Origin of the sequence: Nocardia sp. NPDC057455 (assembly GCF_042802775.1) — a bacterium.
Taxonomy (GTDB): Bacteria; Actinomycetota; Actinomycetes; order Mycobacteriales; family Mycobacteriaceae; genus Nocardia.
Map to the genome: position 1 here is coordinate 5,656 of NZ_JBHVDM010000002.1, position 18,575 is coordinate 24,230.

General features: G+C 70.1%; 1 protein-coding gene (running past one end of the window). It reads left to right on the top strand.

Features of this window, described 5'->3' with window-relative positions; genetic code table 11:
* Positions 1 to 18,575: the 5' portion of an SDR family NAD(P)-dependent oxidoreductase gene (locus tag ACFU5M_RS01225; RefSeq protein WP_379041914.1), read on the top strand. It continues 2,839 nt past the right edge of the window; the window shows 18,575 of its 21,414 coding nt (coding positions 1-18,575); the start codon lies at positions 1 to 3; its stop codon lies off the right edge, out of view.

Genomic DNA, 18,575 nt, shown 5'->3' on the forward strand with positions numbered 1-18,575 from the left:
ATGTCGGATGATGGGTATGACCTACGGGTCTTGCTGACGCGGGCGCTTCGCCGGATTCAGGAGTTGGAGGCGCGGCCGCAGCGCGAGCCGATCGCCATCGTGGGTATCGGCTGCCGCTTTCCCGGCGGTGCCGAAACCCCGCAGCAGTACTGGGAACTGCTGTCCTCGGGCCGCGCCGCGATCGTCGAAGCGCCGGAACACCGTTGGACCATAGCCGATTCCGCGCCTCGGCGAGCTCGGCGGCGGGCGGGCCTGCTGACCGGTCCCATCGACGCCATCGATGCCGAGTTCCTCGGGATCGCGCCGCGCGAAGCGGCCTCGATGGATCCGCAACAGAGGCTGGCGCTCGAAGTCGCTTGGGAGGCGATGGAAGACGCCGCATTGGTGCCGGACAGCCCGGCCGCGGCCCGCACCGGGGTCTTCCTGGGCGTCAGCTGGCAGGAGTACCAGCGCACGATCACTCCGGACTGGGTGAGTTCGGTGGACGCGCACACGCTCACCGGGACCATGTCGAGCATCGTGGCCGGGCGGGTGTCCTACGTGCTGGGGCTGCGCGGTCCCGCGGTGGCGATCGACACTGCGTGTTCGTCATCGCTGGTGGCGGTGCATCAGGCGTGTCGCAGCCTGCGCACGGGGGAGTGTGACGTCGCGTTGGCGGGCGGGGTCAATCTGCTGCAATCCGAACTCACCTCGGAGGCGCTGGCACGCATGGGCGCGCTCTCACCGGACGGGCACTGCCGTCCCTTCGATGCTCGCGCGAACGGGTATGTGCGCGGGGAGGGCGCGGGGGTGGTTGTCCTGAAGACGCTTTCGCGGGCGATCGCCGACGGCGACGCAATCAGGGCGCTCATCCGCGGCTCGAGCGTGAACCACGACGGTCGTTCCATGGGGTTGACCGCGCCGAACCCGACGGCTCAGCGCGAGTTGCTGCACGCCGCGCTCGCCGACGCCGGGTGCACCGCCGACCAGATCGGCTACGTGGAGACGCACGGCACCGGCACGCCGCTGGGCGATCCGATCGAGATCGAGGCTTTGTCCCAGGTTCTCGGTGCGACGCGGGCGGACGGATCGGTGTGCCTGCTCGGATCGGTGAAGTCGCAGATCGGTCACCTCGAGGCGGCCGCGGGCATCGCCGGGCTGATCAAGGTGGTGCTGCAACTCGAGCACGAAAGGGTGCCGCGTCAGCACGATTTCGCCACGATGAACCCCAAGATCGCGCTCGACGGCACGGCGCTGGAGCTGCCGACCCGCGATGTCAACTGGCCGCGCACGCAGCGGACGCGGTTGGCGGGTGTGAGTTCGTTCGGTTTCGCGGGCACCAACGCGCATGTGGTGCTGGAGCAGGCACCCGCGCCGCAGCCGCGCGCGGACCCGGAAGGACCGGCGCTGCTCGCTCTTTCGGCACGAACCCCATCCGCGCTCGACACGCTGTCGCGCCGCTACCTGGAGCAGTGGGAGCGGCCTGGGGCGCCGCTCGCCGATGTCGCCGCCACCGCGGCGCTGGGACGCACGCATTTCGTGTACAGGCGCGCGGTCGTGGCGCGAACGACCGAGGAGGCAGCGCGCAAACTCGCGGGCACTTCGGGTCGCGCCGACCCGGTTTCGGGGAAACCGCGGGTCGCGATGCTGTTCACCGGGCAGGGCGCACAGTACGCGGGGATGGGCGCGGCACTCGATCGCAGGTATCCGGTTTTCCGCGCGGCGCTCGACCGCTGTGACGAGTTGCTCGGCCCCCTTGCGGGTGGGATCCGATTGCGGTCGCTGCTGTTCGACGCGAACGAGGAGTTGCTGACGCGCACCGAGTACGCGCAACCGGCCCTGTTCGCTGTCGAATGGGCGTGCACCGAACTGTGGGCGGCGTTCGGCATTCGCCCCGATGTCGTGTTGGGCCACAGCCTCGGTGAACTGGTAGCGGCGACGGTGGCGGGGGTGTTCGACCTCGACGCCGGGTTGCGTCTGGCTGCTGAGCGCGGCCGGTTGATGCAAGCGGTGACGCAGCGCGGGGTGATGGCGGCGGTCTTCGCCGCGCCCGCGGAATTCGAAACGTTGTTGGCGGAACTCGCGGCGAGTGTGTCGGTGGCCGCGATCAACAGCCCCGGGCAGTTCGTCGTCTCCGGAGCGGTGGACGCGGTGGACCGGGTGGTGCGCGCCGCCGAGGAACGGTCGATCCGCACGGTGCGACTGCCCGGCACGACGGCGTTTCACTCGCCACTGTTGGATCCGATGCTGGCGGGCTTCGAGGCCCTGGTCACCGAGGTGGTGCCCGCCCCGCGCGCGGCGTCGATTCCGCTGGTGTCGAACGTGACCGGCGCGCGGTGGGACGGCCCCATGGACGGCGCGTACTGGCGTGCGCACGCTCGCGGCACCGTCCGTTTCGCCGAGGGCGTGCGCACGGCCGCCGACTCGGGCGTGGACGCCTACCTCGAGGTGGGACCGCATCCGGTGCTGCTGGAATTCGGGCGGCGCATCGACCCCGATGCCTTGTGGGTGCCGAGTATGCGCCGGACCGCTACCGACGACGAGGTGCTGCTGACCGGTCTGGGCGAGCTGTACTGCGCCGGCGCGGAGATCGAGTGGGCCGCGGTGGTGCCCCGAGACGCGCGACGACGCAACGGCGTGCCCACTTATCCTTTCGAGCGAGAGCGAGTCGTCGTGCCGATGGCGAGCCCGTTGCCGAGCACCGGATACCTTGCCGAGCACCGGTTTCGGGACCGTGCGGTGGTCCCCGCGGCGGAGCTCGCGCTGCGCGCGTTGCGCGCGGCCGGAGGCGCCGACCGTGAGCTGATCGATTTCGTCGCCGCACGACCGGTGCCGTTGGAGGAACTGGCCGAGCCGTTCGTGTCCGACGCGGGGGACCGTACCGAAGTCCGGTTCCACGTCGACAACGGCAGTGTCACCGCGGTATCCGCGGCGGTTCGAGTCGCCTCGGTCCAATCGCGCACCGACGGTGACCTTTCCGCGGCGCGGCTCGCGATGGTCACCGAGTGGGATGTCGAAGATTTCTACCGCCGCTGCGCGGACTCCGGATTGACGTTCGGCCCGCGATTCCGCTGGGTCACGCGGTTGCAGTCCGCCGAGGACCGCGTGCTCGCCGAATTGGCGCGTCCGGCGGAACTCGCCGATGAACCGGACGCCTGGCTGCCCTGCCTGCTCGATGCGGCGGTGCAGACCGGGCTCGCGTTGGTGTCCAGGGACGGTGACACGGCTCGGCTGCCGGTCGGCATCGGGCGTTTGCGTTTGTCCAGCGCAAACGCGGGGGCCAGAGCGTGGGCGCTGGCCGAGCGCACCGGTCGCACGATTCGTATCACTGTCTTCGATATCGCCGGCGCGGTGGTCTGCGATATCGAAGACGTATGGTTCGCCGAGTCCGGCACTGCCGGGCAGCCGCAGGATCGAGATCGCATGTCCGACCTCACGCACCGCCCCCTCTGGGAGCGCGCCGTGGGGTCGCCGAGCGGAGGAGGCCCTACCGCCGTACTGGTGATCGGCGTTCGGCAGCAGGCCGACCGGCTCGCCGCCGCCCTGCGCGCCGCGGGCACCGATGCGGTGGCACTGGAGCGTACGACCGACCCGGCCGTATGGCCCGGCGACGAGCGCGCGGTGATCTATCTCGCCGACACCGAGGCGAACGACAGCGCCGAAGCGGCGCGGGTGGAAACGCGATTCGCCCTGACTGCTGTGCAACGGATGGCTCGGACCGTTGCCGACGCACCGCTGTACCTGGTGACCGTGGGGGCAACCGGAGCGTTGCCCGGCGAACCCGTGCGCCCGGCCGCCGCAACGCTGTGGGGACTGGGCGCGGTGGCACGCACCGAGCTTCCGGAGTTGCGCTGCCGCCTGATCGATCTGCCCTGCGATGCGCGCTGCGACGACCACCGCTTGGTGCGCGAAATCGTCTCCGGTGCGGCGGATCCTGCGGTCGCTCTGCGTGGACGCCACCGTTACACGATGCGGATGCAGCCCTCCGATGAGCTCGGGGCAGTGCCTCGGCTGGATCGTGGCGGTGCGTATCTGATCACCGGCGGGCGTGGAGCACTGGGATCGACCGCCGCGCGGATCCTGTCCGAGGCCGGTGCGGGCACGGTCGTGCTGGCCGGTCGCAGTGCCTCGACCCCGGAAGTTGAGCAGGCGATGGCGCGTATCGCGGCCGCGGGGGCGCGTGTCGAGACCGTGGTGGTCGACATCGAGGATCGCAAAGCGTTGTCTCGCCTGCTCGCTCGATTCGGCGATGAGCTTCCGAGGCTGGCCGGGGTGGTGCATTGCGCGGGTGTCCTGGATGACGCCCTGTTGATCGAGCAGACCTCGGGTCATATCGATCGGGTGTTCGCGGGGAAGGTCGCCGGCGCTTGGCATCTGCACGAGCTCACCGCGGGCCGGTCGCTGGATCTGTTCGTGCTGTTCTCGTCGGTCAGCGCCGTGGTGGGCACCGCCGGGCAGGGCAACTATGCCGCGGCGAACGCGTATCTCGATGCCCTCGCCCGCCTGCGCGCGGCGCAAGGGCTGCCTGCGGTGAGTATCGCGTGGGGCCCGTGGGCGGATACCGGCATGGCCGGAGGGCTGAGCGAGACGGCCCGACGGGCGTGGGTACGTCACGGCGTCGCCGAATTGGCCGCCGAGGATGGCGCTCGAGCTCTGCGCGCGCTGCTGTCGGCCGAAGGAGTGGTTGCCGTATTCCCCGCCGTGACGGATGTTTCGGCGGAGCCGGAGGCGATCACTGAAGTCGATGCGCGGGACGTCCGTGACCCGCACGACCCGGCGGAACTGCTGGAGCTGGTGCGCACCCACGCGATGACGGCGCTCGGCCGCACCACATCCGTCTCCGATCGCACGCCGCTGCGGGAACTCGGGCTGGATTCGATGATGGCCGTCGAGCTGCGCAACGCGCTTTCCGCTGATCTGGGGGTGCGACTTCCGGCGACCCTGCTGTTCGATCATCCGACCGTTGCCGCGGTGTCCGAGGAGATCGCCCGGCTCGGTGCGAAGTCCGCGCCCGGACCCACGGCACGGGAACAGGCCGCACAGCGACCGACCACGCGCACCTCCGAGCAGCTCACGACCCCGGTGTACCCACCCGAACTCTCGGTTACACCTAATACCTCGAACGTGGCACAGCTCACAGATCGTGAAACCGCCGCTGTCGCCGACGATTACGCCGATGCCATCGCCGTCATCGGCATGGGCTGCCGTTACCCCGACGTCGGCGGGCCCGCCGACTTGTGGCGCCTGCTCACGACCGAAACCGACGCGGTGACCGAGGTGCCCGCACAGCGCTGGGATGTGGACGCGTTCTTCGATCCCGACCCGGACGCGGAGGGCAAGACCTACACGCGCTGGGGCGGTTTCGTCGACGGCGTCGAGGATTTCGATGCCGGATTCTTCGGCATCTCCGTCGGCGAGGCGCGGATGCTGGACCCGCAGCAGCGGCTGCTGCTGGAAACCTCGTGGGAGGCGCTGGAACACGCCGGTTATCCCGCGAGCAGGTTGGAGGGCAGCAGGACCGGTGTGTTCGTCGGTCTGATGTCGAATGATTACGCCGAACGGATGGCGCGGGCCGATGTCGCGCCCGACGCCTGGTTCGGCACCGGCAATCTGTCCAGCGTCGCCTCCGGTCGGTTGTCGTATTTCCTCGGCGCGAACGGTCCGAGCCTCACCATCGACACCGCGTGCTCGTCGTCGCTGGTAACGGTGCATACGGCGGTGCGCAGCCTGCGCAGCGGCGAATGCGATCTGGCGTTGGCCGGTGGCGCCACGGTGGTGCTCACGCCCTCGCTCGACATCTACTTCGCCCGGGCGCGCGGGCTGGCCGCCGACGGCCGGTGCAAGAGCTTCGACGCGCGTGCCGACGGCGTGGTCTGGAGTGACGGCGCGGGCATGCTCGTGCTCAAACGGCTGGCGGACGCCCAGCGCGACGGCGATCGGGTGCTGGCGCTGGTGCGCGGATCGGCGGTCAATTCCGACGGTCGTAGTCAGGGTTTGAGCGCGCCGAACGGACCGGCGCAGGAACGGGTCATCCGTGCGGCGCTGGCGGACGCGTCGGTCGAGGCGGGGGACATCGAGTACGTCGAGACGCACGGCACGGGCACGGCACTCGGCGACCCGATCGAGGTCAACGCGCTCGCCTCGGTACTGGGAGAGGGCCGCACCGAGACCGCGCCGCTATGGATCGGGTCGGTGAAGTCGAACCTCGGACACACACAGGCCGCGGCGGGGATCGCGAACATCATCAAAGTGATCGAGTCGATGCGGCACGAGCGTATTCCCGCCTCGCTGCATTTCCGTTCGGGCAACCCGCATATCGACTGGGATTCGATCGCGGTCCGCGTGGTCGCCGAGCAGCGCCCGTGGCAGCGTTCGCGGCGACCGCGGCGGGCTGGTGTGAGCGCGTTCGGGATCAGCGGGACGAACGCGCACGTCGTGATCGAAGAAGCGCCGTGGACTTCCGAGGCCGGTGCCGCTGACGATTCCGGGCCCCACTTGCTGGTGCTGTCGGCGAAGAGCGCCGATGCGCTGCGTGAGCTGGCGGCTCGCTATCGCGCTCTGCTGGCCGCCCGCCCCGAGACGGCATCGGCGGATCTGTGCGCCTCCGCCGCGGTGGGCCGCACGCATTTCGGCGAACGCGTGGCGATCAGCTTCGACACCGCCGCACAGTTGCGCGGCGCGCTCGAGGATATCGCTTCCGGAGTGACCGCGAGCGGGTCGGTCATCGAGATGACGAGTGGCTCGGTGGAGCTGGCGCGCCGGTTTGCCGGTGGCGCGGAGATCGACTGGGCAGCAGTGTATTCCGGTCGACGGTGGCGCCATGTCGATCTGCCGACGTACCCGTTCCAGCGAAAACGGCATTGGCTGGAGCTGACGCCGCGCCGGGAGGACACCGGCTCGTCGCGCACCTTGCGGCTGACGCCGGAGATGTTCGACGGGCATCGGCTGCATGGGGTGCCGACGGTGCCCGCGGCATGGTTGTGTGTTCGGTTGAAAGAGATCGCCGCGCGGCTACCCGGGGCGTGGGACGTCGCAGAGCTGCGTTTGCTCGAGCCACTGGAGGTCACCGCCGCAGCGGTGATGCGGGTCGTGCTCGACCCCGGTCCGGACGGCTACGACGTGCGCGTCGTCAACCCCGACGACGCCCGGGCCAGTTATGCGCGAGCGAAACTCGCTGCCGTGGTCAGCGATCCGGTCGACTCGCATGATGGTGTCGCGCTTGATTCGGAAGCGGGGGTCTGGCCCGCTTACTACGACGCCGTAGCTCGGCTGGGCCTGGAGTTGGGCCCTGACTACCGTTGCGCCCTCGAGTTCCGGCGGATCAGCGACACCGAGGCCGAAGCGGTGTTCCGCTTGCCGGGTAGCGGCACGGCGGTGCTCGATCCGATCGTGCTCGATGCCTGCCTGCACAGCATCGTGCTGACCGCCACCGGAGGCTCAGGGTTGTATCTGCCCTCCGAGATAGGTCGTGCCCGAATCTTCGGCAGCACGGCGGTCGCGGAATCGACCGTTCGGTGCCGGGTGCGGGTGACCGAACGGGGCACGCGCGTGATCGTCGGTGACGCCACGCTGTACTCGGCGTCCGGGCGGCCGCTCGCCAGTCTGCACGGCGTGAGCCTGCTGGCCGCGAAACCAGATGCCCTATCAGCCGTTGCCGCCGAATCATCGAGGCTTGCACGGCTACTGCACCACGTGGATTGGGTGCCTGTCGATAGAGGCACACCGGCGCGAGATCAGCCGACAGGTCGCTGGCTGATCCTCGGCGACGGGCCGATCGGTGCTGCCGTCGCCGCTGGACTGGACGGGCGCGGCGTCGAAACCGTGGTCTTTCGCCCCGAGGACGGGCACCCGGCCGACATGGTCTCGGCGGTGACCGCGCGCCCGTTCCAAGGAGTCGTGTTCGCGTGGACGTCGGCGTCCGCTCAGACCCGCATCGAACACGTTCTGTGGTTGGCCCGCGCACTTGACTCGGGGGCGCACCGGCCTGCCGCGCTGTGGTTGCTGACCGTGGACGCCCAGCGTGTCACGCCGACCGACCGGCCGGATCCCGATCAGGCACTGCTGTGGGGCCTCGGACGAACACTGGCCACCGAGCACCCCGAGTTCGGGTGCCGATTGCTGGATCTGTCCACCGAATCCGCCGTCGACAGCGCGCCGATCGCCGAGGGCTTGCTCAGCGGACGCACCGGTGAGTTCGCGATACGAGACGGCCGCTGGCTGACAGCTCGTGTCGCCGACGGCCTCGCGCCCGCCGACGAGTACCGGTTGGTCGCGGACCGCTCCGGCGACTTCGACCGGATGCGGTCGACGTCCGGCACGCGCCGCACACCGGCGGCGGGCGAAGTCGAAATCGCCGTCGGCGCGACCGGTCTCAACGCGCACGACCTATGGGTGGCATCGGGCATACATCCGGACGGCGTGCTGCCGTTGGGCTCGGAGTGTGCCGGGCGGATCACGGCGGTCGGTGTCGGTGTCGAGAGTATCGCGGTAGGTGACCGTGTCGTCGCCTTGGTAACCGGCAGCTTCGCTCGTCACGTGACGGTCGACCAGGGCATGGTCGCTCCTCTGCCGGATCACCTCTCCGTCGCCGAAGGCGCGACCGTGCCGTACGCCTTCACCGCCGCCTGGCATGCCCTGTTCGACCTCGGCGATCTGCGCGCGGGGGACCGCGTGCTCGTCAACTCCTCCGCCGACGGCATCGGCATGGCCGCGATCCAGCTGGCCGCGCACGCCGGCGCGCAGGTGTTCGCGCCCGCCGCACTGTGTCGCTGGGCGGAGAACGCGGAACTTCCGGTCACCCGGATCGAAACCTGGCACAGCGACGGGTTGAGCGAACGCGTCCGGGCAGCGACCGAGGGGCACGGACTGGATGTCGTCGTGCACACCCTGGAGGACGGCTTCGCCGCACACGCCTCGGAAATCTTGCACCCGAGCGGTCGATTCGTCGACGTCGTCGACTCGGTGCAAAGCGGTACGGTCCATCGGCGCGACGATGTCGACCATCGGCCGTGCGATCCGGCCGCTGTCGACACGCGGCGGCTCGGCGCGATTCTGCGCGGCGTGATGGACCTGTTCGATCAGCGTGCACTGACCGCACTGCCGCACGCGGTGCACGGTATCGACCGTGCCGCCGAGGCGTTCCGCGCCATGTCGCAACGAAATCATCCTGGTCGCGTCGTCGTGCTCGGCAGGGACACCTCCGCCGCGCGCGGGGACCGGTTGCCCGACGGCACCTACCTGGTGACCGGAGGATTCGGCGGCCTCGGCGCCGCGGCCGCACGGTGGCTGGCCGACCGGGGAGCGCGGCACCTGGTGCTGGTCGGCAGACGCGCACCGGACGCAGCCGGGGAGCAGTTGCTGGAATCGCTGCGCGCCGCCGGAGTTCGGGTGACGGCGCGCCAGGCGGATGTCGGCGAACGTGCGGCCGTCGCGGAACTGGTGCGCGGCATCGCGGAATCCGGGTTCGCGCCACTGCGCGGCGTGATCCACTGCGCGGGAGTGCTCGACGACGGCGTGGTGACCGAGCAGACCTGGACCAGGTTCCAGACCGTGCTCGGACCCAAATACCACGCAGCGCGTCACCTCGACGAACTCACCCGTGACCAGCCGCTGGAACTCTTCATCACCTACTCGTCGGTGGCGGGTGTGCTCGGCACCCCGGGCCAGGCGAACTACGCCGCGGCCAACGCGGCCTTGGATGCGCTGGCCTGGCGTCGGCGTGCCGAGGGACTGCCCGCGCTGAGCATCGGCTGGGGACCGTTCGCCGATGTGGGCATGGCCGCCGACCGGGCCGACGTCACCGCGCGGCTCGTGCGGCGCGGTCTGCCACCGCTGTACGAGGACGATGCGGCCGCAGCGCTCACGCATCTCCTGCGGCACGACAGCACTGCTCCCGGCGTCTTCGAATTCGTGCCGGAACGGTGGTATACCGACCGCGCACCCCACGTCGCGGCCGCGCCGCCGCGGACCGAACCGGAGACCACCAGGGCATCGGGAACGCGGATGGCGTCCGAAGATGTCGGCCCCTGGGAAGCGCTCGTTCAGCGCGTCGCGATGCGAGTACTCGATCGGCCGGGAGAGCTCGATCCGGATGTGCCACTGCACGACACCGGTGTCGACTCCCTCACCGGAATGGAGTTGCGCGCCGCTCTCGCCGCCGAGGTCGGTATGCCGCTGCCAGCTGGCCTGGTTTTCGACTATCCGACCGTGCGCGACATCGCGCGGTTCCTGCACCGGAAAGGCGCCCACGCGCCGAGCGCAGGTGAGCGCGAAAGCGTCGATGACGTGGCTCCGGTCACGTCCGTGCCGCAACCTCCGGTCACGCCCCCGCAACCTCCGGTCACGCCCACACCGCAGCTCCCCGTCACGTCCGTGCCGCAGTCTCCGGCCACGTCCACACCGCAACCTGCGGCCACGTCCACACCGCAACCTCCGGTCACGCCCGTGCCGCAACTTTCGGTGTCGTCATCACCGGAACAGACTGTCGTTCACCATATCTCGAACCGAGCCGAGTCCGAGCGAACCGAGTCCGAGAGCGACCAGCCCGACGACGATCCGATCGTCATCGTCGGCATGAGCTGCCGTTTCCCCGGCGGGGTGCGCACACCGGAGGACTTCTGGGAACTGCTGTGGCAGGGACGGGACGCGATCACCGAGGTGCCGCCACAGCGCTGGGACATCAACGCCTACTACGACCCCGACCAGGCAGCGCTTGGCACGATGTACACCCGCTGGGGCGGTTTCGTCGACGGTGTCGACGAGTTCGACCCCGCGTTCTTCGGCATCGGCGCGGCGGAGGCGCGCGCGATGGACCCGCAGCAACGCCTGTTACTCGAGACCAGCTGGGAGGCGCTCGAGCGCTCGGGCCGCGCACCCGGCACGCTGGCGGGCAGCCGCACCGGCGTGTTCGTCGGCCTGTGTTTCAGCGAGTATCCGGCTACGCCGATGCGGGCCGCCCAGCCGACGACGATCGGCGCCTACTCGGTGATCGGTTCCGCGCCGAGCGTGGCGGCCGGTCGCTTGGCCTACGTCCTCGGGCTGCAAGGTCCGGCGATGACGTTGGATACGGCATGCTCCTCGTCGCTGGTGGCGATGCAGGCGGCCGCGGACGGGCTGCGTGCGGGTCGCTGCGATCTGGCGCTGGTCGGCGGAGTCAACCTGCAGCTGGCTCCGGAGACCACCATCGGTTTCTGCCGTCTTGCCTCGCTGTCGCCCGACGGACGGTCGCGCGCGTTCGACGCCGAGGCCAACGGATACGTCCGCGCCGACGGTTGCGGCGTGCTGGTGCTGACCCGGCTGTCGCAGGCCCGCCGCAGCGGCGATCGGGTGCTGGCCGTCGTGCGTGGCGTCGCGGTGAATCACGATGGCCGATCCAACGGTCTCACCGCGCCCAACGGCCCGGCCCAGCAACGCGTCATCACCGACGCGCTGGAGCGGGCGGGCGTGCGCCCGGACGCGGTGGACTATGTCGAAACGCATGGCACCGGCACCCCCCTCGGCGATCCGATCGAGGCCACCGCGCTGGCCGAGGTGTACGGGGTGGGCCGCACGCAGCCGCTGCTCATCGGGTCGGTCAAGACCAATATCGGGCATACCGAGGCGGCGGCCGGTGTCGCGGGAGTCATCAAAGCGGTGCTCATGTTGCAGCGCCACCGGATCCCGCCGAGCCTGCACTTCCACACACCGAACCCGCTGATCGACTGGGCGGGCCTGCCGCTGGAGGTCGTACGCGAAGCGCGGGACTGGCCGCGTACCGGCCACGAACCGGCGATCGGGGTCAGCTCCTTCGGGATGAGCGGCACCAACGCGCACGTCATCCTGGCGCAGGGCGACCCGGCGCCCGCGCCACGACCGGAATCGTCGACCGCGCAGGTGCTCGTGCTCTCCGCACGCGACGAAACGGCCCTCGCCGAGAGCGCCCAGACCTGGGCAGACGAACTCGACTCGGGAAGCATGCCATTCGGCGATCTGTCCTACACCGCCGCGACCGCCCGCACGGCTTTCGAAGAGCGGCTCGCGGTGGTCGCCGGGACCGGCACCGCCGCGGCGCGAGAGCTGCGGGACCGGCCGCCGACGTTGATCCGCGGCCGGGTGGAGCGAACAGCGCGCGCGAGGGTGGCGCTGCTGTTCACCGGGCAGGGATCGCAGTACCCCGGCATGGCACGCGAGCTGTTCGATACCGAGCCGGTCTTCCGCGACACCCTGCGGCAGTGTGACGCGGTGCTGGGGCCGATCGCGCACGGAATCGGGCTCATCGACGCCATGTACGGCGATCACGATCCAGAGCTGCTGCGCAGCACGGTATTCACTCAGCCGGTGTTGTTCGCCGTCGAGTGGGCGTTGTGGGAATTGTGGCGGACATGGGGGATCGCGCCGTCGGCGGTGCTCGGGCACAGCGTCGGGGAGTACGTTGCCGCCTGCGCCGCGGGCGCGATGACCATGGCGGATGCTTTGCGGCTCGTCGCCGCGCGTGGGCGGCTGATGCAGCGCCTGCCGGACGGGGGCGCAATGGTGGCTGTCGACGCTCCTGCCGAGCAGATTTCGCCGCTCGTCGCACGGTATGACTCCGCGGTATCGATCGCCGGATACAACGGACCGGCACAGGTAGTGGTCGCCGGACCGCGATCCGCGCTCGATCCGCTTCGGGAGAAGCTGTCGGCCGACGGTATCCGGACCGCCGAGCTCACCGTCTCGCATGCCTTCCACTCCGCGGCGATGGATCCGATTCTCGATGATCTCGCGGCGGCGGCCGCCGGTGTGCGGATGACCGACCCCGAGATCCCGTTGGTCTCGAACCTCACCGGGGTGCCGCTGCGTTCCGGGGAACTCACCGCGGAGTACTGGGCACGCCATGCGCGTCAGCCGGTGCGGTTCGCCCAGGGCATACGAGCCATGGCCGAGTTGGGGATCGGCGACTTCCTCGAGATCGGCCCGCATCCGACGTTGTCCGCGCTCGGCGGGCGAGTGCTGGGCGACTCGGCAAGGTTCGTCGCGTCGCTGCGACGGGGACGCGGTGATCGCGAGACGATGATGACGGCACTCGGGCAGCTGTATGTCGCGGGGGTGCCGGTGGATTGGGAGCAGGTGCACCGGCCGCACGGTCGGCGGCGGGTGCTCGCCCCGACGTATCCGTTCCAGCGGCAACGCTATTGGATCGAGCCCGGATCCGGCACGGCCGCATCTGTTCCGACGCGTCCCGCGGCTACGCCGAACGCCCCGAGCAGTACTGCCACGTTGCAAACGAACCGCTCGCTGCCCCCGGCAAACGCTCCGGTTTCGCAACAGGAAGGCCGTTCGGAGTATCCGAACCCACACAGAGCGGGGTTTTTCGATCTGGTGCTCGGGCCGGAGTCCCCGCGCTATCTGGCCGATCACGTCCTCGATCGGGATGTCGTCGTCCCGGGGGCCTGGTTCGTCGCGACGATCGCCGACGCCGCGCGCGAACTCCTCGCCGGTGACATCGTCGCGATCGATGACCTCGTGATCGTTCACGGTCTCACGCTGACCCGCCCGCAGCCGGTGCGGGTGAATCTCGAGCCGATCGGCGACGGGTGGGCGGTGCAGGTGACGACCGAAGGTTCCGGCACGCACGCACGCGCCCATGTGCACACCGGAACGCACCGTATCGCGGACGGTCCCAGCCCGGCGGACATCCTCGGCAACTGTCCGGATCACCTCGCCGCAGCGGAGTTCTACGAACTGCTGGCCCGAGCGGGCCTGCCTTACGGACCGGCGTTCCGCCGGGTCACCGACGTGCGCTTCGGCAGGCACGAAGCCCTGGTCACGTTGTCGGATTCCGACACCGATATCGGTGCGGGCATGCCGCATCCCGTTCTGCTGGACGCGGCGTTCCAAGCCACCTACGCGGCGATGGCGCCGCGCACCGAGGAGCGGACATGGGTGCCGTTCGCGATCGACCAAGTGCTCGTCCAGGTCGCGGCGGGCACCGTTCGATTCGGCCATGTGCGCGTCGTCGAGCAGACGCCACAGCTGTGTGTCGCCGATGTTCGACTGCTCGACGAGGAGGGTTGCCCGGTGCTGGTCGCCAACGGATTGCGAGTGATGCCGACACCCACACCGCACTCGGGCGGGCAGCCGTCCGATGTGGCCGATGAGCGGATCGTCACCGACGTCTACCGCATCGACTGGCAGGAGACCGGCTCGGCGCGACCCGCCTCGGCGGCCGGGCGTTGGCTGATCATCGGCGCGGCCGGGAATTTCACCGACGGACTCGCCGACACCCTGCGCCTGGCTGGAGGGGAGTGCGTACTCGCCCGGCCCGGAGCCGGTTTCGCGTTCCGTGCCGACAACGAGTTCGAAGTCGACCTGGGCGTGCCCGCGGCGGTGCGTGCACTGCTCGGCGCGGTGAGCGACGGACGGACACCGTTGCGCGGGATCGTCTCGGCGGTCGCGCTCACTGCCGACGAGGCCCCCGCGCCGGTCGCCGCGGAACGTCTGGTGGTGGGCGCTCTGCATCTCGTGCAGGCCGCGGCACTGGCCGGAGAGCCCACGGTGTGGCTGCTCACCCGGCACGGGCAACGGGTCGATCCCACCGATCGGGTGGCTGCCGAGCAGTCCGCGCTGTGGGGCTTCGCCCGCAGTGCGCAGCTCGAGCACCGCGAAATCGGGTGTCGAGTCCTCGATCTCGATCGGCGGGACGATATTCGCTCGGTGGTCGACGCGCTCGTCATGCCCGAGGCGCCGCGTCAGCTCGCGCTGCGTCAGGGGCGTCGGTGGGTGCCGCGGCTCGTGCCGTCGGAGGCCGCGCCGGGCGAGTCGGCGGTTGCGTCCGGAGCGGGGCAGACGGTGCTGATCACCGGCGGCCTCGGCGGGGTCGGCTTACGGCTGGCTCGCTGGTTCACCGACCGAGGTCGGCCCGAGCTGGTGCTCGCAGGACGGTCGGCACCCGATGCTCACGCGGAGTCGGTCATCGCCGAATTGCGGGGGCGAGGAGCGCGGATCCGGGTGCGGTCGCTCGACGTGGCCGATCGCGGCGCCGTGGCGGCGACGCTGGACTGGATCGACCGCGAGCTGCCTCCGCTGGCGGGCGTGGTGCATCTGGCGGGGGTGCTCGATGACGGGGTGATCGCCGAGCAGACGGCAACACGAGTGGGACGGGTCCTCGCGCCGAAGACGTTCGGCGCATGGCACCTGCACGAGCTGACCGCGGATCGTGCCTTGCGTTTCTTCCTGCTGTTCTCCTCGGCCGCGGCAGTGGTCGGTCTGCCCGGCCAGTCCGGCTACGGCGCCGCCAACGCCTTCCTCGATGGTGTGGCCGAGTCGCGCCATGCGGCCAGCTCGCCCGCGCTGTCGATCGCGTGGGGCCCATGGGCGGACACCGGGATGGTCGAGCGGCTCAGCAGCGGCGCCGTGCAGCGGCTGGCCCGGCGTGGTTACGGCATGCTGCGACCTGAACAGGCCTTCGACACACTCGCTCACCTTCTCGGTTCCGTGCTACCGGCGGCGGTCACCGTGATGCCGCTCGTGCGGCCGGAGACGGGCGGCGTCGACGTGCCGGATGTGCTGCTGGATTCGGTCGCGCAGGTCGCGAACATTTCCGCGGCAACCGATCTGTCCGCCGAGATGGAAGCCCTGGTTCGGCGCTGTCTCGGCTTGGCGCCCGGTGACGACCTGGATCGTCCGCTGCACGAACTCGGGCTGGACTCGGTCGCGGCCCTCGAGATCCGCGACGAACTGTCACGCTCCAGCGGTCATCGCCTGCCCGCGACGCTGGCTTTCGAGTACCCCACCCCCCGCGCAGTGGTGGACCTGTTGGTGCGGCTCGGATCCGCTACCGAGCCGTTCGTGCCGCCGTCGATCGAGAGCCATGGCGATTCCTCCGATCGAACGGCGGCGCGGACGCCCGCTCCCACGATGCGCGACGTGCTCGCTTCGACACCACCAGACCGGACTCGGCCGCAGGCGGCGGACAACGGATTCGCCGTACGCACCGACGGTCCCGGCACCCACGGTGCGTCGGCCCCCGTCGAACGCCCGCCCGCGGACAACAGGCAGCTCGCACACCAACCGGTCTATCAACGCGCCTCGGCCGACTCGTTCGCGACACCGACCGTGGTCGACCCGGTCACCGCCTCGAATCACAGCGGCGACCTCGACGCGGTAGGGGATATCGCGATCGTGGGTGTCAGCGGCCGCTACCCGGGCGCGGACGGACTCGACGCGTACTGGCAGGTGCTGGTCGAGGGACGTGACTGCGTCACCGAGATCCCACCGCAGCGTTGGGACCACAGCCGCTATTTCGTTCCCGACCGGCACAACCCGTTCACCTCCTACACCAAGTGGGGCGGATTCCTCGACGACGTCGACTGTTTCGATCCGCTGTTCTTCGCCATCTCCCCGCGTGAGGCGGAGATCCTGGACCCGCAGGAGCGGCTGTTTCTGCAAACCGCCTGGGCCGCACTGGAAGACGCCGGCCACTCCCGCGCCGACCTGGCCCGTGGCGGCCTGCGTTCGGAGCAGGCCGGTGTGTTCGTCGGCGTCATGTGGGGGACCTACCAGATGTTCGGGGCCGAGGAGTCCCGGCTCGGGCGCGGCACGCTGCCCGGGTCGACGTTCTGGAGCATCCCCAACCGCGTCTCGCATGCCCTGGACTTCCAGGGGCCGAGCATGGCGGTGGACACGGCGTGCTCGTCCTCGCTCACCGCGTTGCACCTGGCCTGCCAGAGCATCCGCACCGGCGAATGCAGGCTGGCGGTGGTCGGCGGCGTCAATCTGTCGCTGCATCCCTACAAGTTCGTCGCGCTCAGCCAGGGACAGTTCGCCTCCACCGACGGCCGCTGCCGCTCCTTCGGCGCAGGCGGCGACGGGTATGTGGCCAGTGAGGGCGTCGGGGCGATGGTGCTGCGGCCGCTGGCCGACGCCGAAGCCGACGGCGACACCATCTACGGCGTCATCAAGGGCACCGCGATCAATCACGGCGGTCGCGTCAACGGGTTCACGGTGCCCAATCCCGACGTGCAGGCGGCGGTGATCCGTTCGGCGCTGCGCGCCGGTGGGGTCGACCCGGCGTCGGTGTCCTACATCGAAGCGCACGGCACCGGCACCGCACTGGGCGATCCGATCGAAATCGCCGGTTTGGCGAAAGTTTTCGGTCGCTGCGGTGTGTCCGAGCTACCGATCGGCTCGGTGAAGTCGAATGTCGGCCACCTCGAGGCGGCGGCCGGTGTCGCGGCGCTGACCAAGGTGCTGCTGCAACTGCGTCACCGGACCATCGTGCCGTCGTTGCACGCCACCGCGCCCAACCCGAACATCGACTTCGCGGCGACACCGTTCCGGATTCCGGCCGAGCCGCTGCCGTGGCCCGGCGGGGATCCCGCGCGGCCACGCCGGGCGACGGTGAGTTCGTTCGGAGCCGGCGGGGCCAACGCCAACGTGGTGATCGAAGAGTACGTCGACCGCAGGCCGCAGACCCGGTTCAGTGGCGGGCAGGTTGTCCCGGTCTCGGCGCGCGACCGCGAGCGGCTGGCGGAGTACGTCGCCGCGCTGGACCGTTTCCTCGCCGCGCAACAACCGAACCTCGCCGATCTGGCCTACACCATGCAGGTGGGCCGTCAGGCGGGCAGCGCTCGCGCCGCGTTCGTCGCCCGCGACATCGACCAGCTGCGCGCCGCCGTACGCGCCTGGGTCGATGACGCACCCGGCGCCAGGTCGTGCCGGGACGCGGAGGAGGACTCCCGGATCGCGCGCTGGCTCAACGGCGGCGACATGGATTGGGCCACCGTCCGCGATCCCGGACCTCGACGCCGCATTCCCGCCCCGACCTATCCTTTCGCCCGGGAGCGGTACTGGATTCCGGACGTCGCGCCGGTGCCCGACTCCACCCCCGCGTCGAGCCGGCAGTCCGCCCCGGGTTCTGATTTCGTCGCGCAGCCCACGCGCGGCGGATCCAGACCGGACAGCTCATCGCTGCCCGAGACCGTGCCGGTCACGGTGTCGCAACCGGTGCTGGATCAGAGGTCCGCGTCGAGCGAGAAGCTCACGCCGCAATCGATGCCACATGCCGTGTCAGGGCAAGGGTCCGGCGACCCGATGCCGCCGAATTCATCAGACCGAATCGCCACGCAGCCCGTGATGGCGCAGTCGGACTCATGGTCCACATCTGCCGCCCGACCCGCGTCAGCGGAACGTCGATTGCTGGTTCCGGTATGGCGGGAAGCTCCGCTGCCCAGCGGTGACCTGCGCGCCCGCCGCACCTTGGTCGTGTACGACGCACGTACCTCGCACCACCTGGTGGAGGCGCTCGCCGCCACAGCGGGCGATCCGGGCCGTCTGGTTCGGCTGTCGGACCTGCCGGGCGACCTGAACCGCGACGACTTCGACGCGGGCGCGGCTCTCGGCCGGGCGCTCGCGGCGCGCTACCCCGATACCGACAGCGTGCTCGACGTGTGCGACCTCGCTCCCCCAGCGGCAGGCCGTCCCACCGGCGACCTCGGCCGAATGGGCCTGTTCCAGGGTGTTATCGAGGCGCGCGCCGGTTCGCTCGCGCTGGTGCACGTCACCGCGGGTCACCCCGGCGCCGACGGCCCGGAATCCGCGCCGCTGGGCGGTCTGGTCGCCGCGCTCGCCGAGGAAATCCG